17 protein-coding genes are annotated in these 17,700 nt (G+C 47.1%); 10 read left to right on the top strand and 7 right to left on the bottom strand.

All coding sequences use genetic code 11. The features are described 5' to 3' along the window. Positions 1–12 precede the first annotated feature (12 nt). Positions 13–1,347 carry a dicarboxylate/amino acid:cation symporter gene (locus CRO03_RS13620; RefSeq protein ID WP_097112173.1) on the top strand — a complete coding sequence of 445 codons (1,335 nt, stop codon included), beginning with the start codon at positions 13–15 and terminating at the stop codon, positions 1,345–1,347. Positions 1,348–1,433: 86 nt separating this feature from the next. Here the strand turns inward: CRO03_RS13620 and sohB are convergent, their stop codons facing one another. Beyond that, complete coding sequence (sohB, locus tag CRO03_RS13615) at positions 1,434–2,435, bottom strand: protease SohB (protein WP_097112172.1); 1,002 nt, start codon at positions 2,433–2,435, stop codon at positions 1,434–1,436. 101 nt (positions 2,436–2,536) lie between these two features. Next, on the bottom strand, positions 2,537–4,900 hold the full coding sequence (locus CRO03_RS13610; RefSeq protein ID WP_097112171.1) for a VolA/Pla-1 family phospholipase: 2,364 nt from the start codon (positions 4,898–4,900) through the stop codon (positions 2,537–2,539). A 237-nt stretch (positions 4,901–5,137) separates the two neighbouring features. Here CRO03_RS13610 and CRO03_RS13605 point away from each other — a divergent pair, with 237 nt between their 5' ends. Beyond that, positions 5,138–5,881 (top strand): YciK family oxidoreductase, encoded by a 744-nt coding sequence (locus CRO03_RS13605; RefSeq protein ID WP_097112288.1) that lies wholly within the window; start codon positions 5,138–5,140, stop codon positions 5,879–5,881. A 70-nt stretch (positions 5,882–5,951) separates the two neighbouring features. Here CRO03_RS13605 and CRO03_RS13600 read toward each other — a convergent pair whose 3' ends face one another. The 3 genes from CRO03_RS13600 to CRO03_RS13590 all read right to left on the bottom strand — a co-directional run bounded on the left by CRO03_RS13600 (position 5,952) and on the right by CRO03_RS13590 (position 9,436). Then, positions 5,952–6,476: an H-NS family histone-like protein gene (locus tag CRO03_RS13600; protein ID WP_097112170.1), complete on the bottom strand. Its 525-nt coding sequence runs from the start codon at positions 6,474–6,476 to the stop codon at positions 5,952–5,954. A 106-nt stretch (positions 6,477–6,582) separates the two neighbouring features. After that, positions 6,583–8,019 carry a phosphohexomutase domain-containing protein gene (locus CRO03_RS13595; RefSeq protein WP_097112169.1) on the bottom strand — a complete coding sequence of 479 codons (1,437 nt, stop codon included), beginning with the start codon at positions 8,017–8,019 and terminating at the stop codon, positions 6,583–6,585. 1 nt (position 8,020) lies between these two features. Next, positions 8,021–9,436, bottom strand: a complete 1,416-nt coding sequence (locus CRO03_RS13590) for a mannose-1-phosphate guanylyltransferase/mannose-6-phosphate isomerase (protein WP_097112168.1) — start codon at positions 9,434–9,436, stop codon at positions 8,021–8,023. 200 nt (positions 9,437–9,636) lie between these two features. On the opposite strand from CRO03_RS13590, the gene can reads away from it, so the two are divergent. Further along, the gene (can, locus tag CRO03_RS13585; RefSeq protein WP_097112167.1) at positions 9,637–10,278 is read left to right on the top strand and encodes a carbonate dehydratase; all 642 of its coding nucleotides are present in this window, start codon (positions 9,637–9,639) and stop codon (positions 10,276–10,278) included. A 14-nt stretch (positions 10,279–10,292) separates the two neighbouring features. On the opposite strand, the gene CRO03_RS13580 is transcribed toward can, so the two are convergent. Beyond that, a complete protein-coding gene (locus tag CRO03_RS13580; protein WP_097112166.1) occupies positions 10,293–10,823 on the bottom strand; it encodes a hypothetical protein in 531 nt (176 codons plus the stop codon). Positions 10,824–10,898: 75 nt separating this feature from the next. Further along, positions 10,899–11,735: a formyltetrahydrofolate deformylase gene (gene purU, locus CRO03_RS13575; protein ID WP_245861665.1), complete on the bottom strand. Its 837-nt coding sequence runs from the start codon at positions 11,733–11,735 to the stop codon at positions 10,899–10,901. Between the two features lie 148 nt (positions 11,736–11,883). Between purU and tsaA the strand changes: the two genes are divergently transcribed. From tsaA to CRO03_RS13540, 7 genes are all read left to right on the top strand, one after another. Further along, positions 11,884–12,591 (top strand): tRNA (N6-threonylcarbamoyladenosine(37)-N6)-methyltransferase TrmO, encoded by a 708-nt coding sequence (gene tsaA / locus CRO03_RS13570; RefSeq protein ID WP_170949019.1) that lies wholly within the window; start codon positions 11,884–11,886, stop codon positions 12,589–12,591. Beyond that, the gene (locus tag CRO03_RS13565; protein WP_097112164.1) at positions 12,563–13,621 is read left to right on the top strand and encodes a Kelch repeat-containing protein; all 1,059 of its coding nucleotides are present in this window, start codon (positions 12,563–12,565) and stop codon (positions 13,619–13,621) included. Before tsaA ends, CRO03_RS13565 begins: the two co-directional genes overlap by 29 nt. A gap of 50 nt (positions 13,622–13,671) precedes the next feature. After that, positions 13,672–15,396, top strand: coding sequence for a proline--tRNA ligase (locus CRO03_RS13560; protein ID WP_097112163.1), 1,725 nt, complete (start codon positions 13,672–13,674; stop codon positions 15,394–15,396). Between the two features lie 206 nt (positions 15,397–15,602). Beyond that, positions 15,603–16,352 carry a sulfite exporter TauE/SafE family protein gene (locus CRO03_RS13555; protein ID WP_097112162.1) on the top strand — a complete coding sequence of 250 codons (750 nt, stop codon included), beginning with the start codon at positions 15,603–15,605 and terminating at the stop codon, positions 16,350–16,352. Between the two features lie 30 nt (positions 16,353–16,382). Further along, entirely contained in the window at positions 16,383–16,796 is a 414-nt protein-coding gene (locus tag CRO03_RS13550) for a rhodanese-like domain-containing protein (protein ID WP_097112161.1), read from the top strand. A gap of 9 nt (positions 16,797–16,805) precedes the next feature. Then, positions 16,806–17,207, top strand: a complete 402-nt coding sequence (locus tag CRO03_RS13545) for a YeeE/YedE family protein (RefSeq protein WP_097112160.1) — start codon at positions 16,806–16,808, stop codon at positions 17,205–17,207. A gap of 14 nt (positions 17,208–17,221) precedes the next feature. Beyond that, positions 17,222–17,635 carry a DUF6691 family protein gene (locus CRO03_RS13540; RefSeq protein WP_097112159.1) on the top strand — a complete coding sequence of 138 codons (414 nt, stop codon included), beginning with the start codon at positions 17,222–17,224 and terminating at the stop codon, positions 17,633–17,635. Positions 17,636–17,700 lie beyond the last annotated feature (65 nt).

Here is a 17,700-nt window from a genome sequence, read left to right as displayed (position 1 = left end):
ATCACTAAAACAATGAGCAAAAATCGTAAATTAGGATTAACTGCCCGCATCGTTATCGGCATGGTAGCCGGCATTTTAGTTGGTTTCTTTTTCAAAGCTATCTTAGCAGGCCAGGAAGAGCGTGTCCTCTCTCTGTTTAGCCTTGCCATACCACTTAAAGCCTTTTTCGTTGATGGTATTTTTCATGTTGGCGGCGAAATCTTTATTGCCAGTTTGAAAATGCTGGTTGTGCCACTGGTGTTTGTCTCACTGGTTTGCGGTACCTGCTCGTTGTCAGACACCTCTACCCTGGGTCGGCTTGGTGGCAAAACCATTGGCTTATACCTTATTACGACGGCTGTTGCGATTACTCTGGCCATGACAGCCGCCATATTAGTTGCCCCGGGCCAGGGAGTCGACCGGCAATCTGATGCCAGCTTTGATATTTCTGAAGCACCATCGCTGGCGCAGGTGTTTATTAATATTTTCCCAAGCAACCCGATTGAGTCAATGGCGCAGGGTAATATGCTGCAAATAATTGTATTTGCCGTTTTGTTTGGTATCTCCATGGCGTTAAGTGGTAAACCCGGTGAGCGACTGGCTGCGGTATTTAGTGATCTCAGTGAAGTCATCATGAAGCTGGTGACCATTTTGATGAACCTGGCGCCGTACGGCGTATTTTTTCTGATGGCTAAGTTATTTACTACACTGGGCTTTGAAACCATTGTCAGTCTGGCAAAGTATTTCGGCGTCGTGCTTGCGGTGCTGATTTTCCATGGTCTGATAAGTTACAGCGTTATACTTAAGCTGCTTACAGGGTTAAACCCACTAATATTCCTACGCAAAATGCGTGACGCCGCCTTATTTGGATTCAGCACCTCCAGTAGTAACGCTACCATGCCGGTTACGATGGAAACCGTAACTAAAAAGCTTGGTGTTAAAAACAGTATTGCATCCTTTACCGTGCCGTTGGGCGCGACCATTAATATGGATGGCACCGCTATTATGCAGGGTGTGGCTACGGTATTTATTGCTCAGGTCTATCTGGTCGATTTGACAATCGCTGATTACCTGATGGTAATCCTGACCGCGACATTGGCATCAATCGGAACTGCTGGCGTGCCTGGTGTCGGCTTAATTATGCTTGCCATGGTGTTACAACAAGTTGGCCTGCCGGTTGAAGGTATAGCGTTGATAATAGGTGTAGACAGGCTGCTTGATATGACCCGGACTGCAGTGAATGTTACCGGGGATGCCATGGTGTCCTGTATCGTTGGCAAAAGTGAAAAGCAATTTGACCAGGCCGTATTTGACGATGCGAGTGCAGGGGTGAAAGATGAGAGTGTAGATTTTCATCACTTACGCTAGCGCGAGCCATAGCAAACGCCAATGCTAACAACAGGCGGAGTTCAGCCTGTTGTTAGTTTAACACTGCTGCTAACTTCACCCTGTTGCTAACGCTGCCAGTTATGTTGTACCAGCCTTTGCCACCATTGTGATACCACGTTAGCTGAGCCCATTCCGACTTTCTCGGCTAAACCTTTTTTCAGTTGATAACTCACCTTAAATAGCCGGTGACTAGGCAACTTATTCAGCAGATAGTCGTCACTGGTCTGAATAGTGTCAACCAGTTGTAACTCCAGCGCCTGATATCCAAACCAATGCTCTCCGGTTGCCACACGCGCTACATCCAGCTGTGGCCGGTGTTGCTGGACAAAGTTTTTAAATAAAACATGAGTTTCCTCCAGCTCCTGTTGAAACTTCTGCCTGCCCTTCTCGGTGTTTTCACCAAACAAGGTTACGGTCCGCTTAAATTCACCTGCGGTAAATTGTTCAAAGTCGACATGATTTTTCTGCAGCAATTTGTGAAAGTTGGGCAGTTGAGCAATTACCCCTATTGAACCTAAGATGGCGAAGGGCGCGGCTATAATTTTATTACCAATGCAAGCCATCATATAGCCACCGCTTGCTGCGACCTTATCCACCGCTACCGTAAGCGCAATGCCCTGCTTGCGGATCCTATCCAGCTGAGATGCAGCTAATCCATAACCATGGACCACGCCACCACCACTTTCCAGACGCAGCAAAACTTCGTCCTCAGGCTTTGCGATAGCAAGCAAGGCTGAGACTTCCTCCCGCAGAGACTCGGTCTCTCTGGCGTCCATAGAGCCAGTAAATTCGAGCAAAAACAGGCATGGTTGGTCATCGCCCTGCAGTTTTTGGTTTTTTTGCCGGGTTTTCTGCCATTGTTTAAAAGCCTTTTTGTCCAGTAAACGCTGTTGTAAGTCTTCAGTCTGCTGTCGGTAATGTTTACTCAGATCAGTAAACTCCAGCTGGCCTTTCTTCGCTTTGGGTTTATGACTGGCGTTCACTATGATGCCAGCCACCATTGCTATCGCAAATACGATAGTCGCGGCCTTTGCCAAAAACATGCCATATTCCATTAAAAATGCCAAAGTAACACTCCTGTTTAATTGTTTAGACGTATTCTATCCTGATTTTCCAAAAGAAAAAGCCCGGCGCCTAAAGCCGCCGGGCTTTGTGTAAACCATCAGGTTTAGTTGCCGCTTGCTAATACTGCAGGGTTTGAAACCAACAAGCCCTGACCTCTGTTTAAGAAAAAGGTTACGCTTTGAGTTTGCATTTCCTGCGTTGCTGCCAGGCTGGCAGCCGGACTCAAAATTGAGCCGTGGTCACCCTCACTGAACCTGGAGATAGCATTATTACCATTCAGAGTAACACCGCCAGCCGCTGCCGGCACACTAACTGTTTCCAACAGGCGGGCCAGCGGTTCAGTTCCGGCTAATGGCATCTTACCTGCAGCCAGTGCTACCAGCGGGTTAAAATAACCGTTTGGAATAACCTGATCTGGCAGATTGCCATCACTATTGCCAACGACTTCAATCATATATACCGGTGTTTCACTGTTAACAAGACGCTCAGCATAATTATTAGGGTCGCCGGCATCCGTTACTGTCTGTGCTGCAAAAGCAAACTGAGTTAATGTTGCTGACACACGTGCCTGCTGCGCAGCATTAGCCGGCTCCGCTAACGTCACCAGATAGTCATTAACCACCGGTGCAGCACAGGCAGGATAAGTTTGCGCAGTCTCTGCTGTTGGCGCGCCACAGTCAGTATTCGCTGCAACGTAAGTTACAAAGTCACTGGTTAACTCACCGCCGGCACCCAGCATCACACTGGCTTTAATCAGTGGACCAAATGCTGCAGAATCAAGCAGGAAATTGGCTACAGCACCACCGGGCATCGCCAGCGCAGCGGTTTCAACGCTATACAACGCATCTAAGTCCGCATTACCTGTGCTGGTATTTGCCAATGCCACCATAGAGGTACCGGTAATCCCGCCCAGTGAGTGCCCTAAAAACTGTACCCGGCTGGTGTCCAGATCTACACCCTGAGCAAAATTCAGCGCCAGACGAAGTGCCAGCATATCAGCGATACTTTGCCGCAAATTGTCGCGGGTCACTAATAAATTGCTCAGGTTCATGTACACCGTTGCATTACCACCGCTGGCATTTAACTGACCAAACCCACGGTCACCATGTAAAGGATGGTCAATGGCAACAGTGGCGAAGCCCTGAGATGCCAAAGTACCGGTAATCGCCAACATATCGGAGCGACGTGAAGTAATACCATGTTGTAAAATAACCACCGGCCAGCCGGCCGCGGGCATATCAATGACATTGGCGTCGGGCACTGTCATCTGAACATCGACAGTCTGATAACCATTAATTTTAGGAATGGTATTAAACTTGGTAAGATGCCGCGCCTGATCAACACCTAAATCACGCAAAGCGCCACCACTAAACGCCTGGCAAGCGCCATCGTTTTCAGAAACCGGGGTTTCCGGTTTCATTTCCGGTGGTAAAGCAGCAATGATTGCGCCGCTGTCACAACGTGCCATCCAGCGGGTATTTAATGGTGCGGTTGGATTAGCTTCCGTTGGTAACCCCAGATAATAAGCCAGGTTCATTGTCCCGGTGTAGTAACGGGTAATCGCAAAAGCGGGGTTGCCGGCAAAGTTTGGGTTTAATTGTGAAACAGTTAAGCCAGTATCATTTACAACTAAAGGTGACGGGCCATAACCTGTTGGGGTGGGTGATGCCATCAATTGCTTTAAGGTTGAAAGCACTGCCCCAGCTGACTGCGTAGTGATAGCCGCAGTATAAATAATATTATCTTTGTTCAGTCCCTGATCGCTTACCATGACATTTTCAAAGCTGTTAATCACCCCCTGCAATGCCCGCTGAGAATCACTTGCCAGAGGTAATGTCGCAATATCCTGCTTCACCAGTTCATAGGTGGTTGAGGGTTTAACCGATTCACCATTGCTGTCCTGCAACACATTAGTCAGTGCAAGTAAGTAGGTCGTTGCATTGTCCAGAGGTTTCAACGGAATAACCGCAACGCTGTTACCACGACCAGCGGTTACAAAGTCCTGACCAAACACCAGCTCTTCAGTAATCTGACAAGCAGCACCGCGCGGTACTTCTGTGCACGCTGCTTCAGGCGACATAGGATCACCCATTAACGCTTTAAATACCCGAACTGCCCCAGGCGTTTGAGCGCTATCTGCATTTAAGCTAACGCCTGGCGCAAAGCTGAGGTCAATGGCAAACGGGTTCTGGGTTGACCAGCCATCAAGTGCACCAAGCGCAGTTTGCGGGTCGGTGTAATCCGGGTTATCCCCACTATCAAGGGTTAAGGTACCATCTGTGGTGCCTTGGAATAATAAGTCGTTCGGCACTGAAACCCGACCCGCAGTCGGGTCAAATATAACTCTCGAAGCAGGTGTCACTGTACCCTGGTCAGCAACATCCTGTTGAATATCTTCTAATGAATCACCGCAACCAGCCAGGCCGATCGCTGCCGCAACAGCGATACTAATAGCAAGCTTTTTCATAATCTCTCCCCGTCCTTAACGCTTTTTTTTTATTGCAAAGCAAAACCTTGCTTTACTTATTACGAATTCTTTTTAGTTTAGAGTGGCTGCCGATACTGAACAGCTACGACCAGTTAAAGTTAACTCAAAGTCTGCCAGATCGCTAGCGTAAAAATACGGTTGGCAGCAAGAAAGATGCAAAATATTTGTTTTAAGCGTATGCTTGCGCCGTTTTTTAACGCTAACAGGTTAGATTTTATGGATAACTACACCGCACCTGCAGGGGCGCTGCAGAGTAAAGTTATTTTAGTAACCGGCGCTGGTGATGGTATTGGTCGCTGTGCCGCACTGACCTACGCCCGATATGGGGCAACGGTTATCTTGCTGGGAAGAACTGTTAACAAGCTTGAGGCCGTGTACGATGAAATTGTTGCCGCTGGTGGCGCTGAGCCTGCGATTATTCCACTGGATTTAAAAGGCGCAACCGCCAGCCATTACAAAGATATGGCGACGACTATTGAGCGTGAATTCGGCAAACTGGACGGCCTGCTGCATAACGCTGGCTTACTCGGTGTACTTAGCCCTTTTGAGCACATCAATCTGGCGAGCTGGCAAGACATTATGCAGATTAATGTCACCGGCGCCATGCTGATGACTCAGGCACTGATTCCGGTTTTGAAAAAATCACCAACAGCCTCGGTTATCTTTACATCATCTGGCGTTGGCCGCACCGGTCGCGCATATTGGGGGCCTTATGCAGTATCAAAATTTGCCACTGAGGGGCTGATGCAGGTTATGGCTGACGAGTACGCTGGCAGTTCAATTCGGGTAAATTGTATCAACCCGGGCGCCACCCGCACCGCGATGCGCGCTAAAGCTTATCCTGGAGAAGACCCTATGCGTTTAAAAACGCCGGAAGACCTGATGTGGTTATATTTGTATTTAATGGCTGATGACAGTATCGCTGAAAATGGTAAGTCGCTGGATGCGCAACCAAAATAGCGAAGGTCTTTACAAATAACGAAATAAAAAAACCGGCAGCGTTGCCGGTTTTTTTTAAATTTTATGCCTATTAACGTTTTTCAAGAATCTCGCCACCATTGGCCACTGCCCACTCATTCCAGATTGTGACTTTACTATTAAAATTCTCAATCGCCTGGGCGGTAGCATCTGCAATAAGTTTATCGATGTCTTTAGTAAACTTTTTATCTACTTTTGCCAGCGGCACAACCTGAATACCGCGTTGCTGCAACCCTTTTTTCATGGTATGCGTGCGCAACAGCTGAAGCTGGCCATTCTCAACGTAGAAAAACTGACTTTCTTTATTAATGGTTTTAAATTTTGGTTTAACCGGTCGCTTTGCACTGTCGCTGTCACTGCGCTCAGCCACCACAACATCGCTGCTTTGTCTGTAACCAAGTTGCTCCAGAGTGTAACCCTGAGCTTTGGCTAATTGTTCGAGCTTAGCAATTAATTCAACTTCCTGCTGCCGCTCAGCCAGTACACCATTCAGTGTTTCAATAACATCGGTCAGTTTAACCAGCGTTAACTCTTTAGCTGCTTTCTTGAGTTCTTTTTTATCTAACAATAAAGACACGATTTGCTCCTTTATATAAAAATTTAATAAAGGATAAGCAATTTGAGCATTTAAATAAAGCTACAGAGCCTTTTTAATACTTAGATATAGAATAAAAAATATAATTTTATTCAGCCTCTGTTAAGAAAAGCTTTATTTCAGCTGTTTTTTGTTCCATTAATTTATAGTCACCTTTGGTTTCGACATTTAATCTGACAACATTTTCTGTATTAGAAACACGCAAATTAAAACGCCAATTATCAAAACTCATACTTAAACCGTCTATATCATCGGTTTCAATGGCCAAAGATTCATAATTCTCTGCTAATTTAGTAATAACCCGTTGAGGGTTGGCAATTTTAAAGTTTATTTCACCAGAGGAAGGATAATCCGCAATCATTTGCCGTACCAATTGAGATAACTTTTCCCCTGATAAAGATAATAACTCTGCTACCAGCAGCCAGGGAATCATACCGCTATCACAGTACGAAAAATCACGAAAATAATGGTGGGCACTCATCTCGCCACCATACACCGCATCTTCAGCCCGCATACGCTCTTTAATAAATGCATGACCTGTTTTACTGCAAATCGCCTTGCCATTATACTGCTTAACAACGGCATCAGTGTTCCAGTACAAACGAGGATCATGAATAATCTTCGCTCCGGGTTCTTTCTTCAAAAATGCGGCCGCCAGAATGCCGACAATATAATAACCTTCTATGAAATCCCCTTGCTCATCAAATAAAAAACAGCGGTCAAAATCGCCATCCCAGGCAATGCCAAAGTCGGCCTGAAAATGACGTACGGCCTCAGCAGTTGCCTGACGATTTTCTACCAGTAACGGATTGGGAATTCCGTTAGGGAAGTTGCCATCGGGCTGATGATTAACTTTGATGAAATGCACGGGTATTTTATGCTGAATAAAGGCCTGCTCTAACGCATCGACAACGTGACCGGCAGCCCCATTGCCTGAGTTAACCACCAGGTTTAGTGGTTTAATATTGGCTCCGTTAATGTAGGTAAGCAGATGATCGACGTAGGGTTTTAGTATGCTGTGTTTTTTATAGCTGCCGTTGCCAAATTGCCATGTCGCATTACCTGCCATTTTTTTGCTTTGTTCTGTCAGGTCTTTTAATGCTGCTGGCTCAAATAAGTCTGCCTGCAATCGTTGTGCTTCATCGCGAATAGCAAAAAGACCTGAGTCACCACTTATTGGCCTTGACTGCGCACGAACCAATTTCATGCCATTGTAGTCGATTGGGTTGTGACTGGCCGTAACTTCAATAGCCCCGTCAATTGCCAGATACTGGGCGGCAAAATACACCTCCTCAGTACCCGTCATGCCTAAATCCAGCACTTCAACACCTTCGGTCAACAGCCCCAGCGTTAACGCCAGCTTCAGGGACTCAGAACTAAGGCGGATGTCACCGCCTACCGCCACACTATCCGGCTTAATGATCCTGGCATAAGCCCGGCCAATACAGTAGGCAATCTGCTCGTTAAGTTCATCACCCAGTTTGCCGCGAATATCATAAGCTTTAAAGCAGGATAAGGGCTTCATATTATCCCCGACCATATTTATCAGCAAACCGGACGATGTCATCTTCTCCGAGGTAACTACCCGACTGAACTTCAATTAATTCCAACGGGATTTTGCCGGGATTTTCCAGCGAATGAACCACACCAATTGGGATAAAGGTCGACTCGTTTTCAGTAACCAAAAATTCGTTGTCACCATTTCTTACCAGAGCGGTACCACTGACCACTACCCAATGCTCGGCCCGATGGTGATGTTTCTGGACTGATAATTTCGCGCCAGGTTTTACCGTAATATGTTTAACCTGGTATCGATTCCCCTGGTCGACAGAATCATATTTACCCCATGGCCGGAACACTTCCCGGTGTAAATCAACTTCAGTTCGGCCGTAACTTTGTAAACGTTGCACAATACTTTTTACTTGTTGAATGTCGTTTTTATCAGCCACCAGAACCGCGTCTTTGGTTTCTACTACGATCACATTATCCAGACCGATAACAGCCACCAGTTTCTCTTCGGCGTTAATGTAACTATTGCGGGTTGACTCCAGCATCACATCGCCCCGACAGGCGTTGCCCTGGGCGTCTTTTGCCATAACGTCCCATAGCGCATCATAACTGCCTACATCACTCCAACCCGCATTCAGCGGCACCATTACCGTATTGTCAGACTTCTCGAGTACAGCATAATCCAGCGAGTCTGCCGGACTGGCGCTAAACGCATCTTTATCAACCCGGACAAAATCCAAATCCTGAGCGGCAGCAGTAACTGCCATCCGGCAGGCGTGCACCACCTCAGGTGCAAATCTTTCAAGTTCTGCCAGTAAAGTACTGGCTTTGAACATAAACATGCCGCTGTTCCAGCAGTAGTCACCCGATGTCAGATAGTGCTCCGCAGTGCTTTTATCTGGTTTTTCTTTAAATTCAGTTACCTGGAAGGTATTGGCCATACTTGCAACACTTTGCTTGCTGCGCCGGATATAACCGTAGCCGGTGTGAGCCGTTACCGGCACAACGCCAAAGGTAACCAACTTACCGGCTTCTGCTGCGATATCTGCTTCCGCAACAGCTTGCTGAAAGGCAGGAATATCCTGAATAACATGATCAGCAGCCAGCACCAGCAGCACCGGGTCCTGGTGTGTCTGCAAGGCCTGGATAGCAGCAATAGCTATTGCTGGTGCGGTGTTACGACCAACCGGCTCAAGCATTATGCAGGCATCATTAATAGCGAGTTCGCGCAGCTGCTCGGCTACCATAAAGCGATGATCTTCGTTGCAAACAACGATTGGCGGCGCAAGGTGCTCTATGCCTTTTAGTCGGAGTAAGGTATTTTGCAGCATGCTTTTTTCGTTAACCAAAGACAAAAATTGCTTCGGTTTTTTTGCGCGGGATAAGGGCCAGAGCCGGGTACCCGACCCTCCAGATAAAATAACCGGGATCATTGCAACTCCTTGCGGTACTTTCCATAAAATAAGTGGGTTAGCTAAGCTTAGTATAGCCAGCTTTTCGGGCGAACGTCACCCGGAATATTTTTGGTAGTCGCCACCACGAAATGGAATACCGGTGCTAATTCAGGCTGGTCGGTGCTCTTAATTGCGGTAGAATCAGCTATCTTAACGCGATATTTTTCAGGACTAGTGTTATGCCAAAATTTAAAGATTTATTTATTAATAATAAAAACTGGGCAGATCGAATTGAGCGTGAGCAGCCTGGTTTTTTTAAGCAGCTGTCAGAACAACAAGCACCAGAGTATTTATGGATTGGCTGCTCTGATAGCCGGGTGCCGGCAAACGAAATTGTAGGGCTGTTACCTGGCGAGCTTTTTGTCCATCGAAACGTGGCAAATCTGGTGCTGCACTCTGATATGAATTGTCTGTCAGTACTGCAGTATGCTATCGATATTCTTAAGGTAAAGCACATTTTAGTGGTAGGTCATTATGGTTGTGGCGGCGTAAAAGCGGCCATGATGAAACAACGGGTTGGCTTCGTCGATAACTGGTTGCGTAACGTTAAAGATGTTTATGCCATGCACCGGCAGGAAGTTGACAGTTACAATGATGACAACGAGCGACTTAACCGGTTAATTGAACTGAATGTTATGGAGCAGGTTCGTAATTTGTGCCACACCAGTTTTGTACAGGAAGCCTGGGAACGCGGCCAGCCATTAGCTATTCACGGCTGGGTATACAGCTTGCGTAACGGCAGAGTAAAAGATTTGCGGGTCAGCCATTCATGTGGTGATAAAATCGATGATATTTATGCCATGGACCCGCTCGAAAATTAATACGTTACCACCCGCTATTTAAAGATTATTTCCTGCGGGGCGACGGGTTGATATAAGGCGCTGTGACCGTCAACCCATTGCTCGTTTTGTAAGTAGCTGGACCGAACCTGTAAACTGCCGTCAGGCATAAGTTTACTGTGTGATTTCACCTGTGTAATACCGTTCTGATTGTTTTCGACATTCTCCAGTGCGGTAATTTCACCACTTTGCGGGTTAACTTGCATGGTGCCATGAGTATAAAAACCAGCTGTAGTAAAGTAATAATATGCCAGGCTTTTTTTAGTGTCGTCCCAGAAAATAAAGGACTCACCACCATATTCGCCATCATTTATGGAATGCACCGTTTTTATAGCCTGACCGTTAAGAGCCCGCGACCAGTGAGACAGATCAATCGCTGGCTTTTCACTGCCTGGCTGAGCAAGATCACCCTGCCAATACTGGCCCAGGTATGGGCGGAAGACTTCCAACTGCGGGTGAAGTTTTGGCGGTTCCACTGCGGCGGCAATACCAGCGAACAAGCAACACAACATAAAAAAAAATTTCATAACGAATACCTCTTACCACCGACTTACAAATATGGCTGAAGTATTAAAGATAGCCGGCTAAAAGTAAAACGGCACTTATAACACGACCGTTTTGTTACCATGCACCAGTACCCGGTTTTCTACCACCAGTTGTAACGCCCGGCTAAGTGCCGCTTTTTCGACATCGCGGCCGGCTTTGGCCATATCGTTGGCGCTGAAGTTGTGATCGACGGTTCGCACCATCTGCTCGATAATCGGACCTTCATCCAGCTGCTCATTAACAAAATGAGCCGTAGCACCAATTATCTTGACCCCACGTTCGAACGCTTGCTGATAGGGGTTGGCACCAATAAATGCCGGTAAAAAACTATGATGAATATTAATAATCCGGTTGCGGTATTGCGCCACGAAATCTGCACTTAAAATACGCATGAATTTTGCCAGCACCAGATAATCTGGTTGGTAAGGCGCTATCGTTGCAAGAATTTGCTGTTCGTGCTCTGCCCGGCTTATTCCCTGATGGCTGAGGTAATGATATGGAATGGCAAATTTTTCAGCAAGGTTGCTAAGTTCAGCGTAATTACCAACGATAGCAGCAATGTCTAACGCCAGAGAGCCATCAAACACTTTCATTAAAATATCACCCAGGCAATGCGCTTCCCGGGTAACCAGCACAACTACCCGTTTTGCGCTGTCGCTTAACAAGCTGCGACGACTGCCTGATGGCAACGCCCGGTCTAAGTCGAACAGCAAAGTGGTGTCATTAAACACCCCCTCCAGCACGGTGCGCATGTAAAACTGGCCTGTTACCGGATCTACATATTCGGTATTGCGGATAATATTAAGTTGGTGCTTGTAACAAATGTTGGTAATTTGCGCGATCAGGCCCTTCGAATCAGGGCATTCAGTTAACAGGGTCTTTCGTTCCATCATCTACTCTTAAATTAACATTGGCAGCGCTATTTTTACCTTAATAACCGTATAGCGTCAAAGATATTCAGACGTCTATGCTATCGCTTGTTGTTTCGTCATTGCAATTGCATAATGCCCGTTTAATCATGCTGGTTGCGTATCATTAATAATGAGTTCTTTTCAGTTCAATGTTGTTGGCACCATAGAGTCGCCCTATAAGCAAAAGTTTGCCATTCCGCGCCAGCCTGGTCTTATCGCTGAGGCAAGGGGCAAATTAATCCTTAGCCCGCCCTTCGCTGATGATGACATTGTCCGGGGTATTGAAAGTTTCAGTCATTTATGGCTGGTATTTATATTTCATGAAACCGCCAGCAAAGGCTGGTCGCCTTTAGTCAGACCACCACGGCTTGGTGGCAATGCCAGAAAAGGTGTTTTTGCTACCCGGGCGACCTTCCGACCTAATCCAATTGGTCTTTCTGTCGTAAAACTAGAGAAGGTTTACCGGCAACGCAATAAGCTGGTGTTGGAATTAAGCGGTATCGATTTGCTGGATGGTACTCCCATCTTAGACATTAAACCTTATTTACCCTATGCTGATGCCCTGCCGGATGCAACGGGTGGCTTTGCTGACAGCGCTCCTGAAACACTTATGGCAGTAAGTTTTAGTGAGCAAGCCAGAGAATTTTGCCTGGCTCAGACGGCTCATCCTGAGCTGGCATTGCTAATTGAAAAAGTATTAAAACAAGACCCAAGGCCATCATATAAAAAACAACGCGATGCCGAGCAACATTACGGTATGACCTTGTACCACTTTAATATTAAATGGACAGTCAATGGAGAACAAAACCATGTTACTGAAATCTCTCAGCTACCTTAGTTTGCTGACGGCTGCAGCCAGTAGCATCGCGATACCGGAGTTACCCGAGCCAGTCAGCAACAACAGTGTTGCCAGCACCACGGTACGGGGTAAAACCTACATTATCAGTGCCATGGGAATGGGCCCTGGCAAGCAAAGCAGCGACTTACATAATAAAGTCTGGATGCATACCCTGGGTGAATTCGGCTGGTCAGCGCTACCCGAGGTACCCAGCCAGCAACGCCTGACTGGCCGGGCCGCAGCCAGCACTGTTGCCCTTAACAACAATTTTTTTCTGTTCGGTGGTTATACTATTAACAATGATGGCAATAAACAAACTGCTACCGACAGTTACCGGCTTGATCCGGTAACCAGGCGTTATACCCGCCTGAATGACATACCGGTGCCAGTAGATGATGCCGTGGCTCTGCCCTATCAGAATCGCTATATTTATCTGGCCAGCGGCTGGAGTGATCACGGCAACGTGAATCTGGTGCAATTATTCGATAACTTTACTCAGCGCTGGTCGCAGGCTACACCGTTCCCGGGTAAACCGGTATTTGGTCTGGCGGGCGGCATTGTCGGCAACACCTTACTGTTATGTGATGGTGTAGCGCTCGAGTACCCTACGGCGAAGCCGCGCAACTTTGTCAGTGAACCTGCTTGCTGGCAAGGCACAATTGGCAGCCAACCAAATGAGATTGGTTGGCAGCAAGTACCGCATCCATCCGGTAAAGCCCGCTTCAGAATGGCCGCTACCGGCACTGAACTTAATGGTGAGCAGGTGATCGTTTTTGTTGGTGGCAGTCAAACTCCATACAATTACAGCGGAATTGGTTTTGATGGGCAAGCTGCTAATCCCAGTAGCGAAGTCTGGGTATATTCGGTTGCCAGACAGCAATGGCGAACGGCAGCAGACAGCACTCCGGTAATGGATGCCCGGACGTTGCTGGAGGTTAAAGGCGAGCTTTACACCCTTGGCGGCATGATTTCCGGCCAGCAGGTAACAAATAAGCCAATAAAACACCAGATTCAACTTCTGCCAGACTAAATGACTTGCTAGAATGATGGCAATTTTTTGACTACTTTTTTGAGAGCAGTATGCGCACCAGCCAGTATTTATTATCTACGGTAAAGGAAACACCGTCCGACGCTGAAATTATCAGCCACAAACTGATGTTAAGAGCCGGAATGATCCGCCGGCTGGGCACCGGTATGTTCAGCTATCTGCCAACTGGCGTTCGGGTACTGCGTAAAGTTGAAGAAATTGTTCGCCAGGAAATGAACAAAGCCGGCGCAATAGAAGTACTGCTTCCTATGGTACAACCCGCTGAGTTATGGCAGGAGTCTGGTCGTTGGCACACTATGGATGCCGAACTGTTACGTTTTAAAGATCGCCACCAGCGCGATTATATTCTGGGCCCAACTCATGAAGAAGTAATTACTGATTTAGTTCGCCGGGAAATTACCAGTTATAAACAGCTACCATTGAATTTATACCAAGTACAAACCAAATTCCGGGATGAACGCCGGCCGCGTTTCGGCGTTATGCGCGCCCGTGAGTTTATTATGAAAGATGCCTATTCTTTCCATCTCGGTCAGGCCAGCTTGCAACAAACTTATGATGCGATGTATAGCGCCTATTGCAATATCTTTAACCGGTTGGGACTGGATTACCGGCCGGTACAAGCTGACAGTGGCGCGATTGGCGGCAGTGTCTCGCATGAGTTTCATGTACTGGCTGAGTCTGGCGAAGATGCTATTGCCTTTTCTGACAGCAGTGACTACGCCGCAAATATTGAAATGGCTGAAGCCCTGGAACCAAAGGGTGAAAGACCAGCGGCGACTAAGGCACTTTGCGAAGTGGCAACGCCTGATGCAGGCACCGTTAGTGAGGTAGCGGCGCTACTGCAGGTATCCAACAGCACTATAGCCAAAACGCTGTTTGTGCTGGCTGAAGCTGATGAACAAGGTAAGCAGCAACTTGTCGCACTGGTACTTCGCGGCGATCATGATTTAAACGAACTGAAAGCTGAAAAACTTGATGGCATTGCCAGCCCACTCCAATTTGCGAATGATGAACAAATCCGCGCATTATGCGGTGCGGGCGCAGGTTCAGTTGGCCCTGTTGGTTTAAACATAAAAATTATTGCTGACCGCAGTGCTGTTCACATGGCCGACTTTGTCGTCGGTGCCAATAAAGACGGCTATCACTTAACTGGTGTCAACTGGGAGCGTGATATTCCACAGTATCAGGTAGCGGATATTCGTAACATTGTTGCCGGCGACCCGAGTCCCTGTGGCTTTGGCAACCTGATCATTAAACGCGGTATTGAGGTAGGCCATATTTTTCAACTCGGTGAAAAGTATTCAAAGGCGCTGAAAGCGGGTGTATTGAATGAAGAAGGCAAACATCAAACCATGACCATGGGCTGCTATGGTGTTGGAGTATCGCGCATTGTCGCCGCCGCTATTGAGCAAAACCATGACGAATACGGCATTATCTGGCCAGATGCAATAGCGCCCTTTCAGGTTGCTCTTATTCCGATGAATATGCATAAATCGGTTCGTATTGCCGAAGTAACTGAACAGCTTTACCAACAGCTAACTGCGGCTGGCGTTGATGTATTATTTGATGACCGCCGCGAACGTCCCGGCGTAATGTTCGCCGACATGGAGCTGATTGGCGTACCTCACACTATCGTGGTCGGTGAGCGTAATCTTGACAACCAACAGGTTGAATATAAAAACCGTCGTACTGGCGAAAAAGTGATGCTTGATATTGCCACTGTTGTCACTGAAATCCAGCAAAAACTTACCTGCTAATTAACTCTACAATATCCAGACTGTGTTAAGGCAATCAGCACTAACACAGTGTGGGTTTCTCTGTTCAATGTCAGTCTCCCTAATCTGATGTCAGTTTTTCGGTCATATAAATTAGAATATACTAAATTTTAATTGCCACCCGGCTTAAAGCACTCTAGAATAGATATTAGTTATAAGCTTATTCAATTTTGATATATGGAGGCGATGTGCTGGCATTAATTGGAGCAGTGATCATTGGCTTAAGTCTCGGCCTGTTTGGCTCAGGTGGCTCTATTCTGACGGTGCCTGTCCTGCTATACCTTATCGGTATGCCGGCAGAGCTCGCCATTGCGTCTTCTTTACTGATTGTTGCAGGCATCAGCTTATTTGGATCTGTGCACAATGGCATGAACAGGCTGATCAGCTGGCGACATGTGCTGTGGTTTGGTCTGCCGGGTATGGTGGGTACTTATGGTGGTGCCTGGTTAGGAACACTTATTGACAGTCGTTGGCAACTATTAGTATTTGCACTACTGATGATTGTCGCAGCAGTATTTATGTGGCGCAGCAAGTTAAAAGATGTAGTAAACCACCATACTTTCAACAAACCCAAAGTTATTGCCGATGGCTTGGTTGTTGGCGCCGTTACCGGCTTTGTTGGTGTCGGAGGCGGTTTCTTAATCGTCCCTGCGTTAGTATTGATGGGGGGCTTACCTATTGCGATCAGCGTCGCCACCAGCTTGCTAATTATTGCTATGAAATCTTTCGTTGGCTTTGCTAAATATTATATGGTGTTCAGTGCCAAGGGGCTGCAGTTTGACTGGTCAGTTATTGCTTTAATGATAATAGCCGGTATTGCAGGCAGTTACATAGGAGGATGGATTGGCCGACGATTACCCAAAGAAAAACTACAGCGTGGCTTTGCTGTATTTCTAGCCGTTATGGCAGTAGTCGTTATTACCCAATCCGTTATTTAATTCAGTTTAATGTAAGTTCAGGAGCAACCTATGAAAACATCACAACAACTGATTGCTGAAGCAACAGCCAATATTAAAGAAGTTACCATTGCTGAGCTGGAGGACTATCTGCAAAAACAACCTGAGCCACGACTAATCGATGTGCGTGAGCCTGCAGAATTTGCCCAGGGCCATATTGCTGGGGCCGTTAATTACCCGAGAGGCGTTTTAGAAATGCAACTGGCTAATCACCCGGCAGTAGCAGCCAGTGGCTGTGCTGCCGATATTGCGTTGACGCAATTAGCAAGTCAGCCCCTATATTTAATTTGCCGCTCTGGTGGCCGCTCCGCTCTGGCAGCAGAATCATTGCAGCGGATGGGGTTCACCGACGTCTACTCGGTAGCCGGAGGCATGCAAGGCTGGCTTAACGCCAATTTGGCAACGCAAAGCAATCAGCAGAGTTAAAGGAGCAGCATGAATAATTTCACCCCTGTTGCAGCTTTAATTGGCGGCAGCCTTATTGGGCTGGGCACTCTGCTACTGCTGGCAACTTTAGGCCGGATAGCCGGCATTTCAGGTATCGCCAGCCTGGCTCTGTTTCAGCGTGATGGCCGTAGCTGGCGACTGGCATTTGTTGCCGGACTGCTGCTGGGGCCCATATTAGTCGGCTTGGTAATCAACGATTTTAGTTTCAGCACACCTGATCTTAACAGCAGAACTCTGGTTGCCGGCTTGCTAGTTGGCCTTGGCACAGCCTGGGGCAGCGGTTGTACCTCTGGTCACGGCATTTGCGGTATCGGTCGCTTTTCGCCCCGCTCAATTGCTGCAACTCTGATGTTTATGGCTACCGGTGTCGTTGTCGCCAGTTTCTTTTAATTAGTGAGGTTTTTATGCAACTTTTATTTGCACTGATCTCCGGCTTACTAATCTCAGCCGGTATCGCTGTATCAAAAATGATTGACCCGCAAAAAGTTCTGAGCTTTTTAGATGTAACCGGTAACTGGGATCCCAGCCTGGCATTAGTGATGGCCGCAGCGCTAGTGGTATATACCCTCGGCTACAAATTATTGTTAAAAAGGGACGCGCCACTTCTCAACAAACAATTAATTTTGCCATCAAAGCAACATTTAGACAGATCGCTGCTGGCTGGTGCCGCTATCTTTGGTATTGGCTGGGGTTTAGCAGGTTATTGTCCGGGCCCAGCTATCGCTGCATTACCAGCAGCCAGCAGCGGTACAACCGGTTTTGTTATTACAATGATCCTGGGCTGGTTTATTGCTGGCAAAATTCCAATTAAAAAATAATAGGTAAAGGTACAGATTATTATGTTCATCGTTCGTCTACTGCTAAATTCATTGCTATAGTAAAC

It is taken from the genome of Arsukibacterium tuosuense (assembly GCF_900215315.1).
GTDB classification, from domain to species: domain Bacteria; phylum Pseudomonadota; class Gammaproteobacteria; order Enterobacterales; family Alteromonadaceae; genus Alishewanella; species Alishewanella tuosuense.
The sequence above is the reverse complement of the archived record's forward strand: the minus strand, read 5'-3'. Positions and strand labels throughout refer to the sequence as shown.